This window comes from Enterococcus sp. DIV1094 (assembly GCF_017316305.2).
In the GTDB taxonomy this organism is placed as follows: Bacteria; Bacillota; Bacilli; order Lactobacillales; family Enterococcaceae; genus Enterococcus_B; species Enterococcus_B mangumiae.
On sequence record NZ_CP147250.1, the window covers coordinates 1,774,198 to 1,795,824 of the forward strand.

Consider the following 21,627-nt stretch of genomic DNA (forward strand, 5'->3'; position numbering starts at 1 on the left):
TAAGGATAGTAACCAAAAGGGGAGAAGTCTATGAATTTACACCATCGTTTTAATCCAAGGCTGGCTAAAGTCGAAGTCTCACAGATCCGGATGTTCGATCAACAGATCTCAAGTATTCCAGATATCATCAAATTGACATTAGGTGAGCCAGACTTTTCAACACCTGAAGCAGTGAAAGAAGCTGGTATCACAGCAATCAAAGAAAACTATTCCCATTATACAGGGATGAGAGGTTTACCAGAATTATGCGAGGCAGCTTGTTTCTTCCAAAAAGAACGTTACGGTCTTTCCTATGATCCACAAACGGAAGTACTGACAACGATTGGCGCCACAGAAGCGATTGCGACCGCTTTATTAGCTGTCTTAGAAGAAGGCGATAAAGTGTTGATCCCGGCACCTGCTTATCCTGGTTATCAACCAATCGTTGATCTAGCAGGCGCAGAATTGATTACGATCGATACCTCAGAAACTGGTTTTATTTGCCAACCTGAGCAACTAGAAGAAGCGTTTGCCAAATACGGAGACGAGATCAAAGCAGTGATCTTGAACTATCCAAGTAATCCGACTGGGACATTATTATCCGCTGAACAAATGAAGAAGCTTGCGGAAGTGTTGAGTCAACATCCAGTCTTTGTCATCAGTGATGAAGTGTACGCCGAGTTGAATTATGTTGGGGAACATGTATCGATCGCAACGTATCTACCAGAACAAACAATTGTCGTGAACGGGCTATCTAAATCCCATGCCATGACAGGCTGGCGGATTGGCTTCCTTTTTGCCCAAAAACCGGTGATCGATGAATTGATCAAAGTCCATCAATATTTAGTGACTTCTGCCACAACGATTTCTCAAAAAGCGGCGATCGAAGCACTGACAAAAAGTATGGATGAAGGCGAAAAAATGAAAGCCCGCTACGTTGAACGTCGGGATTATCTATTGCCTCAGCTTACAGCATTAGGATTTCAAATCTCTCAACCAGACGGCGCGTTTTATTTGTTCTGCCGCTTACCAGAAACTATCCAGATGAATTCGTGGAACTTTTGTTTAGCACTCGCAGAACAAGGCAAAGTTGCCTGTATCCCTGGTTCTGCTTTTGGACCAGCAGGCGAAGGCTTTATTCGGATCTCTTATGCAAGTGGTATGGACGATCTGCAAGAAGCGTGTAGACGCATTGGCGCATTTTTAACTGAACTGGAAAAATAATGTTAAAATAACATAACTTACTTTTTAGGCAAGCCTTTTCATTTGCTTTATTAGAAGATGAATGATATCGTAAAAATGTTTAGGATGTTTCTAAACAATTGTTATGAGGAGGGTCTTGTCAATGGAAAAAACGAAAGTAATTATTGTCGGTGCATCACATGGAGGTCATCAATCCATTTTAGAATTACTGTCTAGATACGGAGAAAATGTTGATATCACTTTGTTTGAAGCAGGCGACTATGTTTCATTTATGTCATGCGGTATGGAGTTATATTTAGAGGATCAAGTCACTAGTGTGAATGACGTCCGCAACTTCAGACCAGAAAACTTTCCACAACCAAATGTGGGTATATTAAATAACCACGAAGTAAAAACAATCAATGCAGATAAAAAAACAGTAACAGTTACACGTAAAGAAGATGGACATACAGAAGAGTATGCTTATGATAAATTGATTTTGAGTTCAGGTGTTAAACCAAACTCACTACCTGTTCCAGGAACAGACTTGGAAAATGTGTATTTGATGCGTGGCTACAATTGGGCAACGAAAATCAAAGAACGCATGACAGATCCAGCAGTGAAAAAAGTAGCTGTTATCGGTTCAGGTTACATCGGGATCGAAGCCGCAGAAGTTTTCTTGAATGCAGGGAAAGAAGTTACATTAATAGATATGATCGATCGTCCTTTAGGTACTTACTTAGATAAGGAAATGACAGATATCTTAGAAGCACACTTGAAAGAAAAAGGGATGAACATCAAAACTGGTGTGAACATCAAAGCATTTACTGGTGACGGTAAAGTAGCTGCAATCGAAACAGAGAGTGGTACGATCGAAACTGATTTGATCATCCAAGCTGCCGGTGTCAAACCGAACACTGAATGGTTGCAAGGAATCGTGGACTTAGATGAACGTGGCTGGATCATCACAGACGAATATCTACAAACAAACTTGCCTGATGTTTATGCGGTAGGGGATGCGACACTTGCTTACTCGATCCCAGCAGGCAAAAAAGTGCCGATCGCATTGGCAACAGTTGCACGTAGAGAAGCACGCTATGTGGTCCAACATTTATTTGAACAAACACCAAGCAAACCATTTGGCGGCTTAGTCGGCTCATCTGCGTTACGTGTGTTTGACTATCACTTTGCGGCAAGCGGTTTGAACAGCTTCACAGCTGATCGCGCTGGTGTAGCAATCAAAACAGCCTTCTATGAAGATACGATCCGTCCAAAATTCGTACCAGAAGAATTTGGCAATGCAAAAGCAGCCGTACAATTAGCGTATGATCCATTTACGCACCAATTGCTAGGTGGAGCAGTATTATCAACGAAAGACATTACTCCTCAAGGAAATGTTTTGGCTTTAGCCATCCAACAAAAATTAACGATCGAAGACTTGGCGGAAGCAGACTTCTTCTTCCAACCAGGACACGACCGTCAGTGGAGCCTACTAAACTTAGCGGCACAACAAGCGCTAGGTGAAGAGCCATTTGTAGAGTAGAAACTGATTTTAAATAGTATTAGATACGGAATAACAGGTGGATGGATTCATCCATTCTGTTGTTCCGTTTTTTTATTCGTTTATAGTTTTTTGATTTAGACGAATGAATGTAGTGACGATTATGCTGTTAAAACAGCTTTTTAGGAACAAGATGAAAAGTTTTTATATTTTTTGATATGATTAAATTAGTAGTTATTTTAATTTGTTAAAGTAACATTTTAGTATTTGGCGTACATATAGTTGTAGGGAAGTAGTGATTACTATTTATACATAGAATGGAGAGATGAAAGATGACCTACGTTCGAATAATCAAAATCATCCAACTGGTTTTATTGGCGCTAAGCATCTATTTTGCTGCAATGAAAGATACGATCTATACCATACTGATTATGCTATCACTATTTATTGAATATACCCAATCCGACCAACCTAAAACTCCTTACAAATCGGGAAAAAAGGCAATCTATCTACCGAATCAAACATCTAAAACGGAAGTGATGTTTGCGCTGATTCCCACGATTTTAGTTCTTATGATTTGCTCCATTTTGGAATTAGAATTGTATCATTTTTAGCAACAATAATAATTTGAACTACGTCTGTATATTAGTAATAAAAATGAATACATAAAAGTATCGAGTCTATGAAAGTTTTAGAGAAGGTGAAATGAGTGAGCCAAATAATTGTTCTCACCTCCTATCTAGTGATGATGATTGTGTTGATCATCATGTGGAGGTATAAAAATAATAGAAAATAGCAAGATAATCAGGACAGAAAACCTACAAATAAAAGAAGAATAGAACGGAGAGATAAAAATGACCTACGCTAGAATACTCAAAGGGACTAGTTTTATTTTATTAGTTTCAAGTATCTATTTTGCGGCACAGCAAAATCCTATTTACTTCACACTGATTTTATTATCGATACTTATTGAGTCTGCTCAACCCAACCGCCCTAAGATCCCTTATCAATCGAAACGAAAAGCAATCTATCTACCGAATCAAACGTATGGAACGGAGATGAAGTTCGAATTTGTTTTGATGGTTTTAGTTGCAATTCTGTGTTTTGTTTTGGCGACAGGATAAGGGTTGGAACTCAGAAAAGCATAAAAGGTTAGTCCTATTTATAGGCGCTAAAAAACAGAACAATCAACGAATGAATCGATTTTCCAAAACTATCTTTGGAGTATCGGTTCTTTTTTGTAGAGGAGGATATGTCTGAGACAAGCATAACATTCATCTTTGTTGTATTCCTTAATACTGAATAAACGGCGGGAGCAGAAGTTACCTTTTCTGTCCTGACCTCCGTTATATGGTTATCACTGTTTATAGTTTTTTCACCTAACTGCAAAATATTTCTGTCAAGTATGTTAGACTATTCCTAAATCAAAGAAACTGAGGTGTTCGCATGTCTCTTACTCAAAACTATCATATAGCTGTTCCTACAGCCTTTTATCCAGATGAAACATTGAATATCGATGCAACGTTTGCTCATATCGAATACTTAGCAAATAAAGGTGTAAAATCGGTTTTGGTGTGCGGCTCTACTGGCGAACAACATTCGCTAACAGTTCAAGAAAAAATAGCCATGATCGAACAGCTTCCTAAATTGAAGGTCGCTAACGACTTTGAGCTGATTTTTGGGTTAGCGAGTATTCGTCAAAAAGAAGCGGAGTTGCTTGCAGAAAAAATCAGTCAATCAACTATCATCAAGGGGATATTATTAGGTTTCCCGCCATATCTGCTACCTAGTCAGGCGGAAGCTTTCGCTTATGCTTCGAAGCTGATCTTGTTGAGTAACAAACCAACGATTATTTACAATAACCCGCTTCGCACAGGTTTTAGCTGTGCTCTTGAAACTTACATTGAACTATTGAAAGAGGAACGAGTCATCGGTATCAAAGAGGCGGGTGATCCAACGACTGTCCAAGAGCTACTTGCTCGAACATCAAAGGAACTGCACATCTATGCAGGAGGAGAAAAAGAATTAGCACGAAAGATCGACTTAGGTTTCAATTGCTTGTCTTCGATTGCAGGCAACTTGTATCCACAAGAGATCCAGCAATGGTTTAACGCACTGCTAGAAAAGAAAACATTGGCGAGTGATCATTTGCTTGTTGAAAAAATCGATGAACTTTATGCGCAGAGTGTTTTGCCATTTATTAAAAAAGAAATCGCTGAAAAGGAAAAAATTACCTTTGGCGGCTGTCGCAGTCCATTAGGTACGATGTCATAAGTCAAAATCAAGCCGTCCTCATAAAGAAGCACCAATAACCGAAAGCAGCTTCATGTTTTCGATTATCAGTGCTTTTTTTTATATGCTCCTCAATCCCCCTTCTTCACCCGGATCGCATACGAATCCAACAAGATTCGGGCAATCACAGAAAGTGGTAACCGAGAGCGGACTTCATATTCAGGGAAAAAGGAGATTTCGGATTTAAAGCCGATCAAGGATAATTCTGCTAAGTGGTTCAAACGACTTTCCCGGGAGGCGGTGATCAGGATTGAACTGATTTCCTCACGGTAGCAATTTTCCGCAGCGGCTACTAATTCTTCTGTTTCACCGTTCAGGGAAATAAAAAGAACGACATCTTTTTTGTGCAATTTGCGACTGATTGTTTTGATGATATTTGGATCGGTATGAAGAACACAGTATTTATCGAGTAGCTGAAATTTTGTTCGCATTTCTTCCCCGATCATTTCGGAAAATCCTCTGGCAAAGATAATGATTCTTTGTGAACTCCAGATTTTTTGGATGGCGTCTTCGATCACCCCTGTATCTAACATGTTGATCGTACGCACGACTTCTTGCTCATTTTTTAGAATGGAGCTTTTTATTTCTCCATCCACTTTATCTACAGTAGAAAAATTGATTTTTGTATTCTTTTGTTCTTTTAGATAATGCTTGAACGAGGTATAGCCTTCATAGCCTTTTTTCTTCATCGTGCGAACGATCGTTGTGGTGGATACATTTGCCCGTTCGCTTAACTTGATGATCGATAGATTCGGGATTTCCTGAATATGGTTCATCATATAATCCCATAAAAAATTTTCTGCTTCACTCAACTTATGCTCCATCCATTTCACCCCTTTATTTTTTATCTTTTTATTCTACCACGAATGTAACCCCTTACTTTTGTGAAATTCTGTTTTGTAAAGTTTTCCCTAAATTTGTCTTGATTTAGAAAACATGTACAACAAAAAACAGGTCATACTGTAGATAAAGTTAGGAGGCGCAAAGATGGCTAACGTATATACATGTACGATGAATCTGGCGATTGATCTGTTTATCGAAGTAGAACAACTTAAACCGAATATCGTGAATCGATCAATCGATGATGACATCCAAGCAAACGGGAAAGGTGTCAATGTTTCACTGATTTTAAAGAAACTAGGCATACCAAATACTGCACTCGGTTTTAGTGGAGGGTTTACCGGGGCTTATATCGAAGACTGTTTGACCAAGGAAGGGATTGAAGCTCGTTTTGTTTCAGTGCCGGGAATGACTAGAATCAATGTATTTACTCAGGTGAATGAGGAAGCCGATGAATACAAGCTAGTCAATCGTGGTCCAGAGATTGATCAACAGGGGATCGAAGAATTACTTGCGAAAATCAAGCAATTGTCAGCAGGGGATTATCTTTGTGTTTCAGGGAGCTTGCCAAGAGGCGTGCCAGAAGAGATCTTGGTGGCAATCAGTAAAATTTGTCATGAGAATGGCGTGCGTTTGATTTTAGATACAAGTGCTAAGATCGTTACCCAATGTTTAAAGTATCAGCCGTTTTTACTGAAACCGAATGAACAGGAATTGGCAGAATGGTTTGAGGAAGAAATCGCAGAAACGCAATACGTCAACTATTGTCAGAAGTTATTAGCCGCAGGAGCTCAACATGTGTTGTTGTCATTAGGTGAAGCTGGTGGAATTTACGTGAACAAAGATTATTGTTTATCAGGAAATGCACCGCAAGGAAAAGTCGTCAATACTGCCTGTGCCGGTGATACATTATTAGGGACTTTTTTGGCAGGGATGATCAAAGGAGAAGATCCTACAGATTTTTTCACGGACAGTTTAGCTGCTGGTAGCTCGACTGCGTTTCAAAAAGGATTAACTGATTTTACAGATGTAGCAGAGTTGAAAAAAGAAATCACCATTCATAAGGAGGAATTCAGATAATGGCTAAGTATCGATTAATTGCAGCAACTGGTTGTCCGACAGGTATTGCCCACACGTATATGGCACAAGAAGCACTGGAACAGGCAGCGAAGAAAAAAGGGATTTCGATCAAGGTGGAAACGCATGGCCAAGTGGGGGTAGAAAATCGACTGACAGAACAAGAAATCATTGAAGCAGAGGCAGTGATTATTGCAGCGGATAAAGATGTTCAATCTGAACGGTTTGCTGGAAAAAGAATCATTGATGTTTCCGTTTCTAAAGGAATCAAAGAAGCCGAACAGCTGATTACGGCGGCTTTAAGCGGAGCAGGAGTGATTTCTGAAAAAGTAAAAACAACAGATAATGAAAAACAGCATGCGCAACAAAGCATTGGTCACGGCATCTATAAGAATTTGATGAATGGGGTTTCCCATATGTTGCCTTTTGTGGTCAGTGGTGGGGTCTTGATTGCAATTTCTTTTCTATGGGGAATCTATTCTGCTGATCCGGCGAATACGCAATACAATGAATTTGCGGCGAGTCTGAATCGCATCGGTGGTTTTGCGATGAGTATGATGGTACCGATTCTTTCCGCGTTTATTGCTGAAGGAATTGCTAAGCGACCTGGGTTGGTTGTAGGCTTTGTCGGCGGACTGATTGCTTCAGATGGTGGGACGGGCTTCTTAGGAGGGATTATTTCCGGTTTCTTGGCAGGCTATATCGTGTTGGGATTAATGAAAGCGTTAAAACCATTGCCTAAATCCTTGGATGGATTAAAAGCGATTTTCTTGTATCCCGTACTAGGTGTATTGATTACCGGATTGCTCATGACAGTCATTTCAGGACCGATGGCGAGTATCAATGAAGGCATGATGGATTTTCTGGCAGGGTTTGAAAATTCAAGTCCATTAGTTTTAGGCGTGATCGTCGGTTGTATGTGTGCGTTCGATATGGGTGGCCCGATCAATAAAGCCGCCTACGTGACTGGAACGGCTCTTTTGGCGCAAGGGAATACCAGCTTCATGGCAGGTGTTTCCGCAGCATGTATAGCGCCACCATTGATTACTGGGTTTGCTGTCTTGCTTTTTGGCAAATACTTCGAGAAAAACGAAAAAAATGCTGGTTTAGTCAATTTTATTCTAGGATCAACACATATTACGGAAGGGGCGATTCCTTTTGCGGCAAAAGATCCGCTTCGTGTGTTGCCGATCATGATGCTTGGTTCATCAATTGCTGCTGTCTTGACTTATTTCTTTAGGGTACAAGTTCCGGCACCACATGGCGGGTTTCTCGTTTTACCAGTAGTGACACATGGTTTACTGTGGGTTCTGGCGATTCTTGCTGGATCTGTTGTGGGCGGCGTATTACTGGGCTTAGTTCAAAAAAGAAAGTCACTACGTGTGTGAAAGGAGAAGGATTCTTTTGATGAATAACTTATTTGTTTATACCAACGTTGTGTCAAATACTCGTGAAGCGGTGTTTGACTTTCTTTCAACAAAAATCGTTGAAGTAGGAAAGGCGACTGACGAGCAAGCGGTCAAAAATGGATTAAAGCTACGAGAAGCAGAAGGAACGACTGGTATGATGGATGGCTTTGCGATCCCTCATGCCAAAAGTGAAAGTATCCAAGAGCCAACGATCATTATCTTGAAATTAACGAATGCGGTTGCATGGGATAGTTTAGACGGTCAACCGATCAAGTATGTGATTGCTTTGTTTATTCCAGCCGCAGAAGCGGGGACTAGCCACTTGGTACTTCTTTCGCAAATGGCACGGATGTTGATGGATGATGGCTTTAAACAGGCGTTTATTGCGGCTTCCACACAAGAAGAAATTGTTGGTTTGATCGATTCTAGGTTAGAAGGGACGTTGAAAAGATGAGAAAAGTATCTGCGGAAAAATATCAGGCATTGGTAAAGATGAGTAATCCAGAAGGCATCATTGGGGCTTTAGCGATTGATCAAAGAGGTGCGTTGAAAAAAATGATAGCAACACACAAAGAGAAGGTGGAAGTCGAGGATTTGATACTTTTCAAAGAAAGTGTATCTGAAGAGTTGACCCCTTTCGCTTCATCCATTCTTTTAGATCCAGAATATGGGTTGCCTGCTGCCGAAAAACGTGCCGAGACAGCTGGTTTGTTATTGGCTTATGAGAAAACCGGATATGATACAACGATACCTGGACGTTTGCCGGATACCTTAGCATTTTGGTCAGTCAAAAGATTAAAAGAAGCGGGAGCAGACGGATGCAAATTCCTGCTTTACTATGACGTTGACGAAAGTAAGGAGATCAATGAACGTAAACAAGCATACGTGGAAAGAATTGGTTCGGAATGTCTAGCGGAAGATCTGCCCTTCTTTTTAGAATTATTGTCCTACGATGCAACGATCGCTGATACTACCTCAAAGGAATATGCGAAAATAAAACCGAAAAAGGTCATTGAAATGATGAAGGTTTTCTCTGATCCTAGGTTCAATGTAGATGTCTTAAAAGTAGAAGTACCGGTCAATATGAATGTTGTCGAAGGGTTTGGGGAAGAAATCATGTATTCCAAGCAAGAAGCAACCGCTTTGTTCCAAGAGCAAAGTCAAGCAACTGACTTACCGTTTATTTTTCTGAGTGCAGGTGTCAGTGCGGAACAATTTCAAGAGACGTTGCGTTTTGCTAAAAATGCAGGTTCTTCTTTCAATGGTGTTTTATGCGGACGGGCGACGTGGGCAGGTGGCGTGATACCTTTTGCAGAACAAGGGACACAAGCGGCAAAAAAATGGTTAGCTGAACAAGGAAGAAGTAACATCGAAGAGTTAAATGAAGTCTTGATGCAGACAGCTTCTTCTTGGCAAGAAAAGCTTGTTCGCTAGTCTATTAGCATCTTTAAAATAACGAAAAAGAAACGCTTCAAGTGCTTATCGGTGCGAAATGGAGTGTTTCTTTTTTTATGTTATTTTTTATTGGAATTTTGCTAATTATAAGAAAAAGAGGAGTTGGTTATACTCGTTATTTTATAAAAAATGAGGTGAATAAACTTTTTTATTATAAGGATTTTATTTATTTTTTCTATTATTATGATGTTTTTTTATTTTAACTGGTATTTTCGAGGTATTTAAACGTGATTTATATATTTTCATTGGAAACGTTGTTATATAGATGTTTTACGATGTTTTTCGTGTTGACGTACGGTTATTTTTGCCTTACGATTGTCTTGTGGTTATAACCAGTTTGGAAGGGGTATAAAAATGGAAAACTCTAGTAAGGGTAAGCCGTTATATTATCAACTAGTTGATGCACTAAAAAAACATATCGAGGCAGAAATGATCCCTCATGATAAATTGTTGTCTGAGCGGGAATTATGTCTGTACTATGGGGTGAGTCGGACGACGGTTCGGCTAGCGTTGCAGGAGTTAGAAACACTTGGTTACATTTATAAGAAACATGGAAAAGGAACATTTGTCAGTGACTTATCGAATCAAGCCGGCAGTTTGGCGGGGGCTTACAGTTTCACAGAAGAGATGCAAGCATTGGGACGTACACCGAAAACGAGTATTTTAGCATTTGAAAAACTAGCAGCGACCAAGCAGTTGGCTGAATGTTTGAATGTCAATTTAGGCGAAGCGATCTTCAAGATCAAGCGGCTACGTTTAGCAGACGATGTGCCTTTAATGGTGGAGCGATCCTATTTACCAGCAAAACTGTTTCTTGGTCTTGATTTATCATTATTGGAAAGTAAGCCTTTGTATGATGTCTTTCTGGAAGATTTTGATCAACATGTCCAAGTGGCAGAAGAAGAATTTTACGCAAGTATTGTGTATGCAAAAGATGCGGAATTGCTGCACATCTGTGATGGTGCGCCAATCTTACATTTGAAACGGACGACGTTCAATATCAAAAACGAAATCATTGAATACACAGATAGTATCGCAAGAGCAGACCAATTCCATTATAAGATCCGTCATGTTCGGAGTAATCTAGGGGGTAAATGAAAAATGTTTGAACTGTCAAAGGATGAATTAGAAAAAATAGGTGCAAGGATCACTACAGAAGAAATCAAGCAGCAGCCCGATCTTTGGGAAGAGGTTGTAGAAATCTTGGGAGAAAAGCAAAATGAACTCTCCCAGTTCTTTGATGCACTTGACAAAAGAGCTAACGGTAAGCAAATCCAAGTCATTTTTACCGGTGCGGGTTCTTCTCAATATGTCGGCGATACGATCGTTCCTTACTTAAATGAACATGGGGATACGGAACGTTTTGCCTTTCACAGTTTTGGTACGACAGATATCGTGGCTTCTCCAAAAGAGTATTTGTTTCCTGATCAACCTACATTACTCGTTTCTTTTGCGAGAAGTGGCAACAGTCCTGAAAGTTTAGCGGCGGTCAATATTGCGGATCAAGTGGTAAACACACTTTTTCATTTGACCATTACCTGTGCAAAAGACGGCGAGCTAGCAAAAATCGGACATGGGCAATCGCAACACTTCTTGTTGTTGATGCCAGAAAAGTCAAATGATGCCGGCTTTGCCATGACAGGTAGCTTTACTTGTATGTTATTGAGCGCACTTTGGCTTTTTGATACGACGAATACAGGTAAGAAACAAGAATATCTCCACACATTGAGCCGTATTGGTAGAGCTGTGATTGAAAGAGAGCAAGAATTAGCAGGGTTCTTAACGATTCCTTTTGATCGAGTGGCGTATCTAGGTTCTGGAAGTTTAGCGCAAGCAACAAGAGAAGCACAGCTGAAAATCTTGGAGTTGACTGCCGGAAAAATCGCGACGATCTTTGATTCTTCGATGGGCTTTCGTCACGGACCAAAATCCTTTGTCAATGATCAAACATTAGTGATCGGGTTTGTGACGAACCAAGAGTATACACGCAACTATGATATAGATATTTTAGAAGAAATCCATGAGAACGGTATTGCTGCCAATGTTTTAGCAATCGCTCAATCAACAAACAGAGATTTTTCTGGGACAAACTTTTTCTTAGAACCTGAAGCGTTAGAATTACCTGATGCGTATTTATCTGTAGTCATGATTTTAACCGCACAAATCATTGCTTTGCAAATGTCGATCAAAGTTGGTAATACACCTGACACGCCTTCACCGACAGGAACCGTGAACCGAGTAGTCAAAGGCGTGACGATCCATGAATATCCCGATGCGGAATAAAGGAGGAAACAAAAAAAGATGACACCAAACAAGAAAAAAGCGATGGAGCAATTGGCAACGAGAGACGGCATCATCAGTGCATTAGCAATCGATCAGCGAGGCGCATTGAAAAAAATGCTGTCGGCCTTAGGGCAAACGCCGACAGAGGAACAATTGATCGAATTCAAAGCGTTGGTTTCTAGTGAGTTGACGCCTTATGCTTCAGCTATTTTGTTAGATCCAGAATATGGATTACCCGCTGCCAAAGTTCGAGATCAAGAAGCTGGTTTGCTTTTAGCCTACGAAAAAACAGGTTATGATGTCTCCACGCCTGGACGTTTACCAGACCTGTTAAGTGATTGGTCTTCCTTGAGATTGAAAGAAGAACAGGCGGATGCAGTCAAATTTTTACTTTATTATGATGTGGATGAAGATCCTAAAATCAATCATTTGAAACATATCTTTATTGAGCGACTGGGAAGCGAGTGTGCAGGAGAAGATCGCCCATTTTATTTAGAACTACTTTCTTATGATGCTGGAATAAATGATAACGCTTCACCAGAGTATGCAAAGATCAAACCGCATAAAGTGATCGAAATGATGAAAGAATTTTCAAAACCTAGATACCAAGTAGATGTTTTGAAAGTTGAAGTACCAGTTAATATGAACTTTGTGGAAGGCTTTGGCGAAAAGGAAATCGTTTATAGTAAAAAAGAAGCAGCTGACTTTTTTAAGGCACAAAGTGAGACGACCCATTTACCATTTATTTTCCTAAGTGCCGGTGTGTCGGCTGAATTATTCCAACAAACACTGATCTTTGCGCATGAGTCAGGTTCCAGCTTCAATGGTGTCTTGTGTGGGCGAGCGACTTGGAAAGACGGCGTCAAAGCGTATGTAGAGTCTGGAAAAGAAGGGGCTATCCAATGGCTGCGGACACAAGGTAGACAGAATATTGAAGCCTTGAATCAAGTGATCAATCAGACAGCAACCCCTTGGTATCAAAAATCAGGCAAAGAATGAAAGCGTTACCTTTGTTTTTGGGGATAGGAAATTTATTTGTAAAGGAGAAGGAACAATGGCAATTATTGGTGTAAGAATCGATGGGCGTTTGATCCATGGACAAGTCGCGAATCTTTGGGTAACGAAGTTGTCGATTACTCGAATATTAGTGGCGGATGATGAGGTCGCAATGAATGCAGTAGAAAAAAGCGGATTGAAATTAGCAACGCCAGCAGGAGTTAAGTTGAGTGTTTTGCCAATTGAAAAAGCAGCAGAAAATATCTTGGCAGGGAAGTACGATTCCCAACGTTTACTGATCGTTGCGAAAAAACCTGATCGATTATTGAAACTTGTTGAATTAGGTGTACCGATCAAGGAAATCAATGTGGGGAATATGTCTCAAACCAATGAAACAAGATCAATCACAAAATCGATCAATGTGGTCGAAAAAGATATTGAAGATTTTAAACAGTTACATGCACGTGGGGTCCATTTGACCGCACAAATGGTGCCAAGTGATAAGGCAGAAGACTTCATGAGTCTTTTGAATAAATAAGGAGGGATTAGTAAATGTCCATTCAATGGTGGCAGATCTTATTATTGTCTTTATACGCAGGTTATCAAATTTTAGATGAACTACAAATCTATTCCTCGATGAGTGCCCCTGTTTTTGCCGGATTGTTCGCCGGTTTAGTCATGGGTGATCTGCAAGCTGGCTTGATCATCGGAGGAAGTATGCAACTGACCGTCTTAGGTGTTGGTACATTTGGTGGGGCTTCAAGAATCGATGCGAATTCAGGAACGATACTGGCAACTGCTTTTTCTATATCATTAGGAATGAATCCAGAACAGGCAATTGCAGCAATTGCCGTTCCTGTCGCTAGTTTAATGATCCAGCTAGATATTTTAGCCCGCTTTGCGAATACGTACTTCGCTCATCGTATCGATCAACATGTAGAAACAATGAATTATAAAGCAATTGAACGCAATTATTTATTAGGTGCTCTTCCATGGTCATTATCACGTATGATCCCTGTCTTTCTAGCTTTAGCATTTGGTGGCGGACTCGTTGAAAACGTCGTTGCTGTGCTAAACGGCGATTTGAAATGGTTAGGGGATGGCTTATCTGTCGCAGGAGCCGTTTTACCAGCAGTCGGTTTTGCTATTTTACTACGTTATTTACCAGTCAAGAAACATTTTCCTTATCTGATTTTAGGTTTTACGATCACTGCCTTGTTAGCTACATTGTTCTCAAATGTCCAGTTACTTGGAACGAGTGTCGCAAGTGTTGTCAAAGATTTGCCAGCAGCCTTCAACTCACTACCGATGTTGGCAGTGGCAATGATTGGCTTCTCGTTGGCAGCGATCAGTTATAAAAATAATCAACGAACAGAGAATCAGCAAGTAGCAACTCCACATTCAACCTCTGAGGAAGGAGAAATCGAAGATGACGAAATCTAATTACAAGTTAACGAAAGAAGATTTTACACAAATCAATCGGCGAAGTCTATTGACCTTCCAATTAGGCTGGAATTATGAACGGATGCAAGGTTCAGGGTATCTTTACACGATTTTGCCGCAACTGCGAAAAATTTATGGAGATGATACACCCGAATTAAAAGAAATCATGAAGACACATACACAGTTTTTCAATACTTCAAACTTTTTCAATACGATCATTACAGGAATCGATTTAGCGATCGAAGAAAAAGAAGGCATCGCCTCAAAAGAAACTGTTTCTGGGATGAAAGCTGGATTGATGGGGCCTTTCGCCGCCATTGGTGATTCCATTTTCGCCGCATTGATCCCAACTATTTTTGGGGCATTAGCAGCTAACATGGCGATCAATGGTAACCCCGCAGGTATTTTTATTTGGATCGCCGCACAAATCGCGGTCATGATCTTTCGTTGGAAACAATTGCAGTTTGCTTATAAGGAAGGTATTTCTTTAGTCACGACGATGCAATCACGGTTGACCGCTTTAACAGATGCCGCAACCTTACTGGGGGTATTTATGGTTGGCGCATTGGTTGCTACGATGGTGAATGTGAAATTTTCCTGGGCGCCAAGTATCGGTGATGTAACGATGAATATGCAAAATAATATCGATATGATCCTCCCTAAATTATTACCAGCAGCCATCGTTGGCGGGGTGTATTGGTTATTAGGTAAAAAGAATATGACATCCACAAGAGCGATTTTTATCGTCTTGATCATCTGCGTGGTCTTATCTGCGCTAGGTGTGATCTCAAAATAGGAGAGTGTTGTAAATGAGCAAAGAGTTAGTTCTTGTCAGTCATGGACAACTTTGCGAAGGACTAAAGGCAAGTACTGAAATGATCATGGGACCGCAAGCTCATATCCACACGGTTCCTTTATTACCAGAAGAAGGAACAGAGGACTTCAAAGAAAAATTTCTTTCGGCCGTTTCTTCGTTGGAAGACTATGTGGTCTTTTGTGACTTGATGGGCGGGACGCCAGCAAACAGCATTGCCCAATTGATCATGGAAGGAGAATCGATCGAACTGTATGCAGGAATGAATATGCCGATGGTCATCGAGTTTATCAATAGTCAAATGGTTGGCACACAGCCTGAATATGTTCGTTCTGGTGCAGAGAATATTTTGAATGTGAACCAAGTGATTGCTGTATTAGCAGAAGAGGATGAATAAAATCTGTGTTTGACAACGGTTACAAAAAATAGTATCGTTTAGATAGGATAGTGATTATTCAGTTAAGCTAGACCTGATCAACGGCCTTTTTAGGTGGTTGATTAGGTCTTTTTTTATACCCAACAGTAGAATAACTGCGGTAAGGCTATCGATCAAATTGAAAAGGAGCAATGACTGATGAGTTTTCCAAAGAATTTTTTATGGGGTGGCGCGACAGCGGCGAATCAATGTGAAGGGGCATGGGATGTAGATGGGAAAGGAGATTCGATCAGCGATCATAATCGTGCTGGCAATCGTACGATGGGAAAACGACGCACATTTGATTTAGTGATCGATGAGACCAACCATTACTACCCGAGTCATACCGCCATCGATTTTTATCATCGCTACAAAGAAGATATCGCATTGTTTGCTGAAATGGGGTTTAAAGCCTATCGCTTATCGATCGCGTGGACACGGATTTTTCCAAACGGGGACGAAGAACAACCAAATGAAGAAGGCTTGAAATTCTATGATGAGATCTTCGATGAGCTACATAAATATGGAATTGAACCGATCGTAACGATCTCGCATTTTGAATTGCCGTTTCATTTGGGGAAAACGTATGATGGCTTTTTAGATAAACGGACAATCGAATTTTATGAACGCTATGCAACAACCCTTTTTGAACGATACAAAAATAAAGTGAAATATTGGTTGACCTTCAATGAAATCAATTTCGGTGTCTTAGAGCATGGAAAACAAATCAACGGGCTGTTCAATCGCACATATACCGAAACAGAAAAGTATCAAGCTTTGCATAACGTCTTTCTTGCTTCTGCTCGCGCGGTGATTGCTGGTCATAAAATCAATCCTGATTTTCAGATTGGCTGTATGTTGGCGTATATCACGATGTATCCCAAAACATGTCATCCATTAGATGTTTTAAAGACGCAACAAATGAATGATCGTTTAAATTATTTTTGTGGAGATGTCCAAGTCAAAGGTGCGTATCCTTATTACATGAAACGCTACTTTGAAAAAGAAAACATCGACGTGGTGATTACGGAAGAGGACTTAGCCCTTTTGAAGGAAGGCGTAGTCGATTACTATACATTTAGTTATTACATGAGTACTTGTATTGCAGATGATCTAAATGATCGATCGGATAAAAGTGGCGGCAATTTATTTGGGGGTGTCGCTAACGAGTATCTTGAAACGAGCGAGTGGGGCTGGCAAGTAGATGCTGTAGGGCTACGGTATACATTGAATCAAATTTATTCTCGCTATGAGATCCCAGTGATGGTAGTAGAAAATGGACTTGGGGCTGTCGACAACATCGAACCAGACGGCTCGATCCATGACGATTACCGAATCGACTATCTCGCCCAACATATCCATGAAATGGGGAAAGCAATCGATGATGGCGTGGATTTGATCGGCTATACTTCTTGGGGCTGTATTGACTTGATCAGTGCAGGAACTGGAGAAATGAGTAAACGGTATGGCTTTATCTATGTTGATCGAGATGACGAAGGCAACGGCACATTAGCCCGCTCCCCTAAAAAGTCATTTTACTGGTATCAAAAAGTGATCGCAACAAATGGTGAAAGTGTAGAAATGAAATAATACGATCGAAAATAGTCCACATACGATTAGACAATCAACCGTATGTGGGCTATTTAGTGACTGATCTTTCAGATTATGAGTCCAAACCCGACGATTATGATTGGTTTTAGCTACCAGAAGTAAACTCATGTTATAGTAAAAAAAGTTGTTTCTGATGTACATTCGGTTTTGGAGAGAAGAAGCAATGGATTAGCACGCTCCTTTAACCAAAATAAGTAAAAAATATCCTAAGAATAAGAGAAAAGGTGTTATTGTTAGGTGATAACCGCTAGGATAGAAGGAGAGAAATAGTGAGAAAAATCAAAAATATCCAAATCATTCGATTCATCAAAATCATCCAATTCGGTCTTTATTTTATGTCATTGTTCTTATTTGCAAAATCCAGACATAAAGTGGCACTATTGCCTCTATCAGGGGGGATATTATTAGAAGTACAACTCCCTAGAAAGTACGGTTGGGGATTTGTGAAAAATAAGAAAAGTGTCTTTCTTTCTTCGAAAAAAACATGGCTCGAACCCATGATTGCTTTGGTTGTTTTAGTATTTTTGGTCGGTTTCGCATGCTATTTCTTGTAAAAATTCGAACAAAATCAAGGAGAAGCAGAAACGATGGATCATATTTTTGTGAAAAGCGAATTTGCCCCCCTAAAACGAGTGGTTTTGGCGCAGTCAGAATTTGGCTTTCCAACGAAAGAATTAACTGGAGTCGATTTTTTGACAGAAGAAAACCAAGCGTTATTTAGTGGGCCTGAAGTAATGGGGAAGGACTTTAATGAAGTTTTCCCAGAACAACAAAAAGCTTGGGAAGCTGAACGAAAAAATCTACAAAAAGTATTAGAAAAGTATGAGGTAGAAGTTCTGATTCCAAGAAAGTTGACCACTATTGAAAAAGAACTAGGAAATGAATATGGTTACAGTAACTTTTTCACTCGAGATCCCTTTTTTACGATCGGTGATCTATTGATTGAAGGCTCTTTGAAATTAGCGCATCGCAGAAACGAGATCCTACCAATACGTGAGATTCTCGTGAATGAATCGAATGTAAACGAGTGCTTGTATTTTTCGATCCCTAAGCCAGATATTTCGCAAGGTATCGATTCTGAGCAAGGCCCTTTCTTAGAAGGTGGGGATGTCTTGGTGCTAGGAAAAACGATTTTTGCGGGCAACTCAGGTCTAGCTTCTAATACGCGTGGTATTCAATGGTTAAGAAATTTGGTCAAACGGTTTGACTATGAAGTGATCGAGGTACCGCTTCATCCGACGATCTTACACCTAGACTGCGCCTTGAGCCTTGTCAGAGATGGTTTGATGATCGTATGTGAAGAAGCGTTCCTCAATGGAATCCCAGAACAATTAAGCAAATGGGATCGTGTCAATGTATCTTTAGCACAAGCCTCACGACTGGCAACCAATGGATTACCAATCAACGAGACGACATATGTCACAGATCCAGAATTTACATTTATTGGGGAAGAATTAGAGAAGCGAGGCATCACCGTCGAGTATGTGGATTATAAACTGACTAGGATCTTTGGTGGTTCTTTCAGATGCAGTACACAACCTCTTTTAAGAAATTAAGATAAACCTAAAATATGAGAAAAGGCAGGCAATTGCAGAGATGGTAAAAATCACAAATTTTCGAGATATCGGTGGCATCAAAAATAGAAACGGAAAAGAAGTATTAACAAATGTTTTCTTGCGTTCAGGTGAATTGTCTAGTCTGACAGAAGAAGACGCAAGACGTTTAGAAACAACGTATCGATTAGGTAAAATCGTTGATCTGCGTGGCGAAGATGAAATCCAAGCTCGACCAGATAAAGCTGTTCCTCAGACGAAATATATCCATATCGACATTATGAAAGATGTAGTAGACGAAGGAGCTGGGCTGGAAGATTTTGTAAAAATCGGCTCACCAGAAAAAGCGGCGAACTACATGACAAAAATATATGAAGAGATTGCCTTGAATCCGACTTCTCAAAAAGGCTATGCCAGTTTTTTCCATGAGGCTCTTACTTTAGATCAAGAAGAAAGTCTTTTATTCCATTGTTTTGCCGGAAAAGATCGGACAGGGATTGCGGCTTTGCTATTGTTAGAGTCATTAGACGTGCCACGAAAAGCAATCTATGTGGATTATCTACGCACGAACGAATTACGTAAAGCAGAAAATGCCATGATCTTAGCACAGGCTAAAAAAGTCCACTTGAACGAAGAAAATCTAGCTGCTCTAGAAGTTGCATTGAACGTTGACAGCAGCTACTTGGATCGTTTTTATCAAGTCGTTGAAAAAGAGTATGGATCGATCCAAAAATACCTAAAGCAAGCCATTGGTATGGATCAGCTAAGTTTAGACACCTTCAATCATCAATTCCTTAAAGGGTAAATCTTTGTTTCGCAATCTTTCTAACTACGAACAGCTTACTTTTTGAGAATTAGTTGTAAGCGAACATATTATTGTATTTGCTGACCTAAAAATTAGGTCAGTTTTTTTGTGGATATAAAAAATAAACCTCTTATTTTAAAATAATAAAGGTATGGTTCAAGTAAAAAGATTTCTTAAACTAAATCATCTTACGTAAAAGAGCAAACCAACAGGAGCAAGCTGTTGGTTTGCTCTTTAATTTGTGCTAGAATAGTCGAATTTCTATTTAAGTATTCGTTTCAGTAATTTTAATGTCCGCTCATTATAAGGCGGAAATAATCCAGGAACATTGAATTTTGCTCTATTCTCATATACTCCTTTTTTATGAGAGAAGGTCAAGAAACTATACTTGCCATGATAACTACCAATACCAGATTCCCCCACTCCACCGAAAGGTAAATGATGGTTGGCAACATGCTTGAGAACATCATTGACAGTGACATTCCCTGAGGAAATTTCAGACATGATTTTCTCTTTATTCATGGTAGAAGTTGTAAAAAGATATAGCGCTAAAGGTTTTTCATACTGTTTGATTTGGGCGATCGCATCGTTGATGGTATCGAATGACAAGATGGGCAAAATCGGACCAAAGATCTCTTCTTGCATGCTTACTGCTTCATGAGAAGGAAGATCTAGTAAAGTCGGTTCAATGAATAAGTCCGCCCGATTCGTTTCACCACCAGCGATAACGAATGACTGATCTGCTTCCAACAACTTGTGTAGTCGCACAAAATGCCGATCATTGATGATTCGACCATAATCGGTATTATTTCTGATATCAGCACCATAAAACTCTTTGATAGCGGCCGTCATTTCTTTGATCAATGCCTCTTTTCGTTTATGGGACACTAAAACATAATCTGGTGCAATACAAGTTTGTCCGTTGTTCTGCAATTTCCCCCAAATGATACGCTTGGCTGCTAATTTCAGATTCGCGGTATCATCCACGACCACCGGACTTTTTCCACCTAATTCTAAAGTGACAGGAGTCAAGTGTTTGGCGGCTGCTTGCATCACGATTTTCCCAACAGGTACGCTACCAGTGAAGAAAATATAGTCGAAGCGTTGCGCAAGTAATTCAGTCGTTACATCCACACCACCCTCAACAGTGGTAATGTATTCTTTGGGGAAAATGGAGCGGATCAGTTTTGTCAAAACGTTGGACACATTAGGCGCTAATTCACTTGGTTTCAAAATTACCGTATTTCCCGCAGCGATTGCCCCAATCAGTGGCTCAATCGCTAAATGAAAAGGGTAATTGAAAGGAGCGATGATCAAGACTTGTCCGTAAGGCTCATAATCCAGATAGCTTTTCCCCCACATATAGATCGGTGTATGAACGGGTTGACGTTTGGCGAATTTCTTTAATTTTTTGATCATCATAGAAATACTTTGATAGACGACACCAATTTCAGTTACGTATGCTTCATGTGCTGGTTTTCGTAAATCTTTGTACAATGCTTGCGTTAATTCAATCTCGATTTCTTTCATTCCGTGTTTCAGTTTCGCTAATTGCGCCAAGCGAAAGTCGATCGATTTTGTTTGCCCAGTTGCGAAAAAGTGTTGTTGCTCTCTTAAAAGTTGATTGATCACTTGTATTCTCCTTTATGGTTGATTTGGCAGTCGTTGCTATAGCTCAATCATACGGGTATAAATTTGTACTTGTCAAATTGTTTTGTTTTTGGTTCGGTAAATGTATGAAGCGATTTCCTTTGCATTGACAGAGAGCTGGTTGAAGAACGTGAAACGAGCAAAAATTATGGAGAAACTAAAGATATAGTGACCATTTTTACGCTGTATATTGATCCAATATTATCGCTTAGGGAGGATCGTTTTATTTTTAGATTGAATGTATTTATTCTTACTTCTGGAAAATAAAATCAATAAATTCCCTTGATTTTAGAGAAATAAATAAATGGACAATAATTATTTT

22 protein-coding genes are annotated in these 21,627 nt (G+C 39.9%); 20 read left to right on the forward strand and 2 right to left on the reverse strand.

Annotated elements, in window-relative coordinates:
• Positions 1-30 precede the first annotated feature (30 nt).
• From DOK79_RS08515 to DOK79_RS08535, 5 genes are all read left to right on the forward strand, one after another.
• Positions 31-1,203 (forward strand): pyridoxal phosphate-dependent aminotransferase, encoded by a 1,173-nt coding sequence (locus DOK79_RS08515; protein WP_206855367.1) that lies wholly within the window; start codon positions 31-33, stop codon positions 1,201-1,203.
• A 121-nt stretch (positions 1,204-1,324) separates the two neighbouring features.
• Positions 1,325-2,704 (forward strand): FAD-dependent oxidoreductase, encoded by a 1,380-nt coding sequence (locus DOK79_RS08520; RefSeq protein WP_206855369.1) that lies wholly within the window; start codon positions 1,325-1,327, stop codon positions 2,702-2,704.
• A 290-nt stretch (positions 2,705-2,994) separates the two neighbouring features.
• The gene (locus DOK79_RS08525) at positions 2,995-3,276 is read left to right on the forward strand and encodes a hypothetical protein (protein ID WP_206855371.1); all 282 of its coding nucleotides are present in this window, start codon (positions 2,995-2,997) and stop codon (positions 3,274-3,276) included.
• A 240-nt stretch (positions 3,277-3,516) separates the two neighbouring features.
• Positions 3,517-3,786 (forward strand): hypothetical protein, encoded by a 270-nt coding sequence (locus tag DOK79_RS08530; RefSeq protein ID WP_206855373.1) that lies wholly within the window; start codon positions 3,517-3,519, stop codon positions 3,784-3,786.
• 322 nt (positions 3,787-4,108) lie between these two features.
• Positions 4,109-4,936 (forward strand): dihydrodipicolinate synthase family protein, encoded by an 828-nt coding sequence (locus DOK79_RS08535; protein ID WP_206855375.1) that lies wholly within the window; start codon positions 4,109-4,111, stop codon positions 4,934-4,936.
• 89 nt (positions 4,937-5,025) lie between these two features.
• On the opposite strand, the gene DOK79_RS08540 is transcribed toward DOK79_RS08535, so the two are convergent.
• Complete coding sequence (locus tag DOK79_RS08540) at positions 5,026-5,778, reverse strand: MurR/RpiR family transcriptional regulator (RefSeq protein WP_206855377.1); 753 nt, start codon at positions 5,776-5,778, stop codon at positions 5,026-5,028.
• A 163-nt stretch (positions 5,779-5,941) separates the two neighbouring features.
• On the opposite strand from DOK79_RS08540, the gene pfkB reads away from it, so the two are divergent.
• The 15 genes from pfkB to DOK79_RS08615 all read left to right on the forward strand — a co-directional run bounded on the left by pfkB (position 5,942) and on the right by DOK79_RS08615 (position 19,655).
• Complete coding sequence (gene pfkB / locus DOK79_RS08545; protein WP_206855379.1) at positions 5,942-6,874, forward strand: 1-phosphofructokinase; 933 nt, start codon at positions 5,942-5,944, stop codon at positions 6,872-6,874.
• Positions 6,874-8,259, forward strand: coding sequence for a PTS fructose transporter subunit IIC (locus DOK79_RS08550; RefSeq protein WP_206855383.1), 1,386 nt, complete (start codon positions 6,874-6,876; stop codon positions 8,257-8,259). Before pfkB ends, DOK79_RS08550 begins: the two co-directional genes overlap by 1 nt.
• A 19-nt stretch (positions 8,260-8,278) precedes the next feature.
• On the forward strand, positions 8,279-8,734 hold the full coding sequence (locus DOK79_RS08555) for a fructose PTS transporter subunit IIA (protein ID WP_206855386.1): 456 nt from the start codon (positions 8,279-8,281) through the stop codon (positions 8,732-8,734).
• Positions 8,731-9,714, forward strand: a complete 984-nt coding sequence (gene lacD / locus DOK79_RS08560; protein WP_206855389.1) for a tagatose-bisphosphate aldolase — start codon at positions 8,731-8,733, stop codon at positions 9,712-9,714. The genes DOK79_RS08555 and lacD (DOK79_RS08560) overlap by 4 nt, the downstream gene beginning before the upstream one ends.
• Positions 9,715-10,089: 375 nt before the next feature.
• Positions 10,090-10,833, forward strand: a complete 744-nt coding sequence (locus DOK79_RS08565; protein WP_206855392.1) for a GntR family transcriptional regulator — start codon at positions 10,090-10,092, stop codon at positions 10,831-10,833.
• A gap of 3 nt (positions 10,834-10,836) precedes the next feature.
• Positions 10,837-12,018, forward strand: a complete 1,182-nt coding sequence (locus DOK79_RS08570) for an SIS domain-containing protein (RefSeq protein WP_206855395.1) — start codon at positions 10,837-10,839, stop codon at positions 12,016-12,018.
• A gap of 18 nt (positions 12,019-12,036) precedes the next feature.
• Positions 12,037-13,017, forward strand: a complete 981-nt coding sequence (gene lacD / locus DOK79_RS08575; RefSeq protein ID WP_206855399.1) for a tagatose-bisphosphate aldolase — start codon at positions 12,037-12,039, stop codon at positions 13,015-13,017.
• A 55-nt stretch (positions 13,018-13,072) separates the two neighbouring features.
• Positions 13,073-13,552 (forward strand): PTS system mannose/fructose/N-acetylgalactosamine-transporter subunit IIB, encoded by a 480-nt coding sequence (locus DOK79_RS08580; RefSeq protein ID WP_206855402.1) that lies wholly within the window; start codon positions 13,073-13,075, stop codon positions 13,550-13,552.
• Between the two features lie 14 nt (positions 13,553-13,566).
• Positions 13,567-14,457 (forward strand): PTS mannose/fructose/sorbose/N-acetylgalactosamine transporter subunit IIC, encoded by an 891-nt coding sequence (locus DOK79_RS08585; RefSeq protein WP_206855406.1) that lies wholly within the window; start codon positions 13,567-13,569, stop codon positions 14,455-14,457.
• Positions 14,444-15,253 carry a PTS system mannose/fructose/sorbose family transporter subunit IID gene (locus DOK79_RS08590; RefSeq protein ID WP_206855409.1) on the forward strand — a complete coding sequence of 270 codons (810 nt, stop codon included), beginning with the start codon at positions 14,444-14,446 and terminating at the stop codon, positions 15,251-15,253. Before DOK79_RS08585 ends, DOK79_RS08590 begins: the two co-directional genes overlap by 14 nt.
• Before the next feature lie 13 nt (positions 15,254-15,266).
• Positions 15,267-15,668 carry a PTS sugar transporter subunit IIA gene (locus DOK79_RS08595; protein ID WP_206855412.1) on the forward strand — a complete coding sequence of 134 codons (402 nt, stop codon included), beginning with the start codon at positions 15,267-15,269 and terminating at the stop codon, positions 15,666-15,668.
• 177 nt (positions 15,669-15,845) lie between these two features.
• Positions 15,846-17,276 carry a glycoside hydrolase family 1 protein gene (locus tag DOK79_RS08600; protein ID WP_206855415.1) on the forward strand — a complete coding sequence of 477 codons (1,431 nt, stop codon included), beginning with the start codon at positions 15,846-15,848 and terminating at the stop codon, positions 17,274-17,276.
• Positions 17,277-17,566: 290 nt separating this feature from the next.
• The gene (locus DOK79_RS08605) at positions 17,567-17,851 is read left to right on the forward strand and encodes a hypothetical protein (RefSeq protein WP_206855418.1); all 285 of its coding nucleotides are present in this window, start codon (positions 17,567-17,569) and stop codon (positions 17,849-17,851) included.
• A 33-nt stretch (positions 17,852-17,884) separates the two neighbouring features.
• Positions 17,885-18,853, forward strand: a complete 969-nt coding sequence (locus DOK79_RS08610) for a dimethylarginine dimethylaminohydrolase family protein (protein WP_206855421.1) — start codon at positions 17,885-17,887, stop codon at positions 18,851-18,853.
• A 40-nt stretch (positions 18,854-18,893) separates the two neighbouring features.
• Entirely contained in the window at positions 18,894-19,655 is a 762-nt protein-coding gene (locus DOK79_RS08615) for a tyrosine-protein phosphatase (protein WP_242543259.1), read from the forward strand.
• Positions 19,656-19,916: 261 nt separating this feature from the next.
• On the opposite strand, the gene DOK79_RS08620 is transcribed toward DOK79_RS08615, so the two are convergent.
• Entirely contained in the window at positions 19,917-21,287 is a 1,371-nt protein-coding gene (locus DOK79_RS08620) for an aldehyde dehydrogenase (RefSeq protein WP_206855424.1), read from the reverse strand.
• Positions 21,288-21,627: the final 340 nt, after the last annotated feature.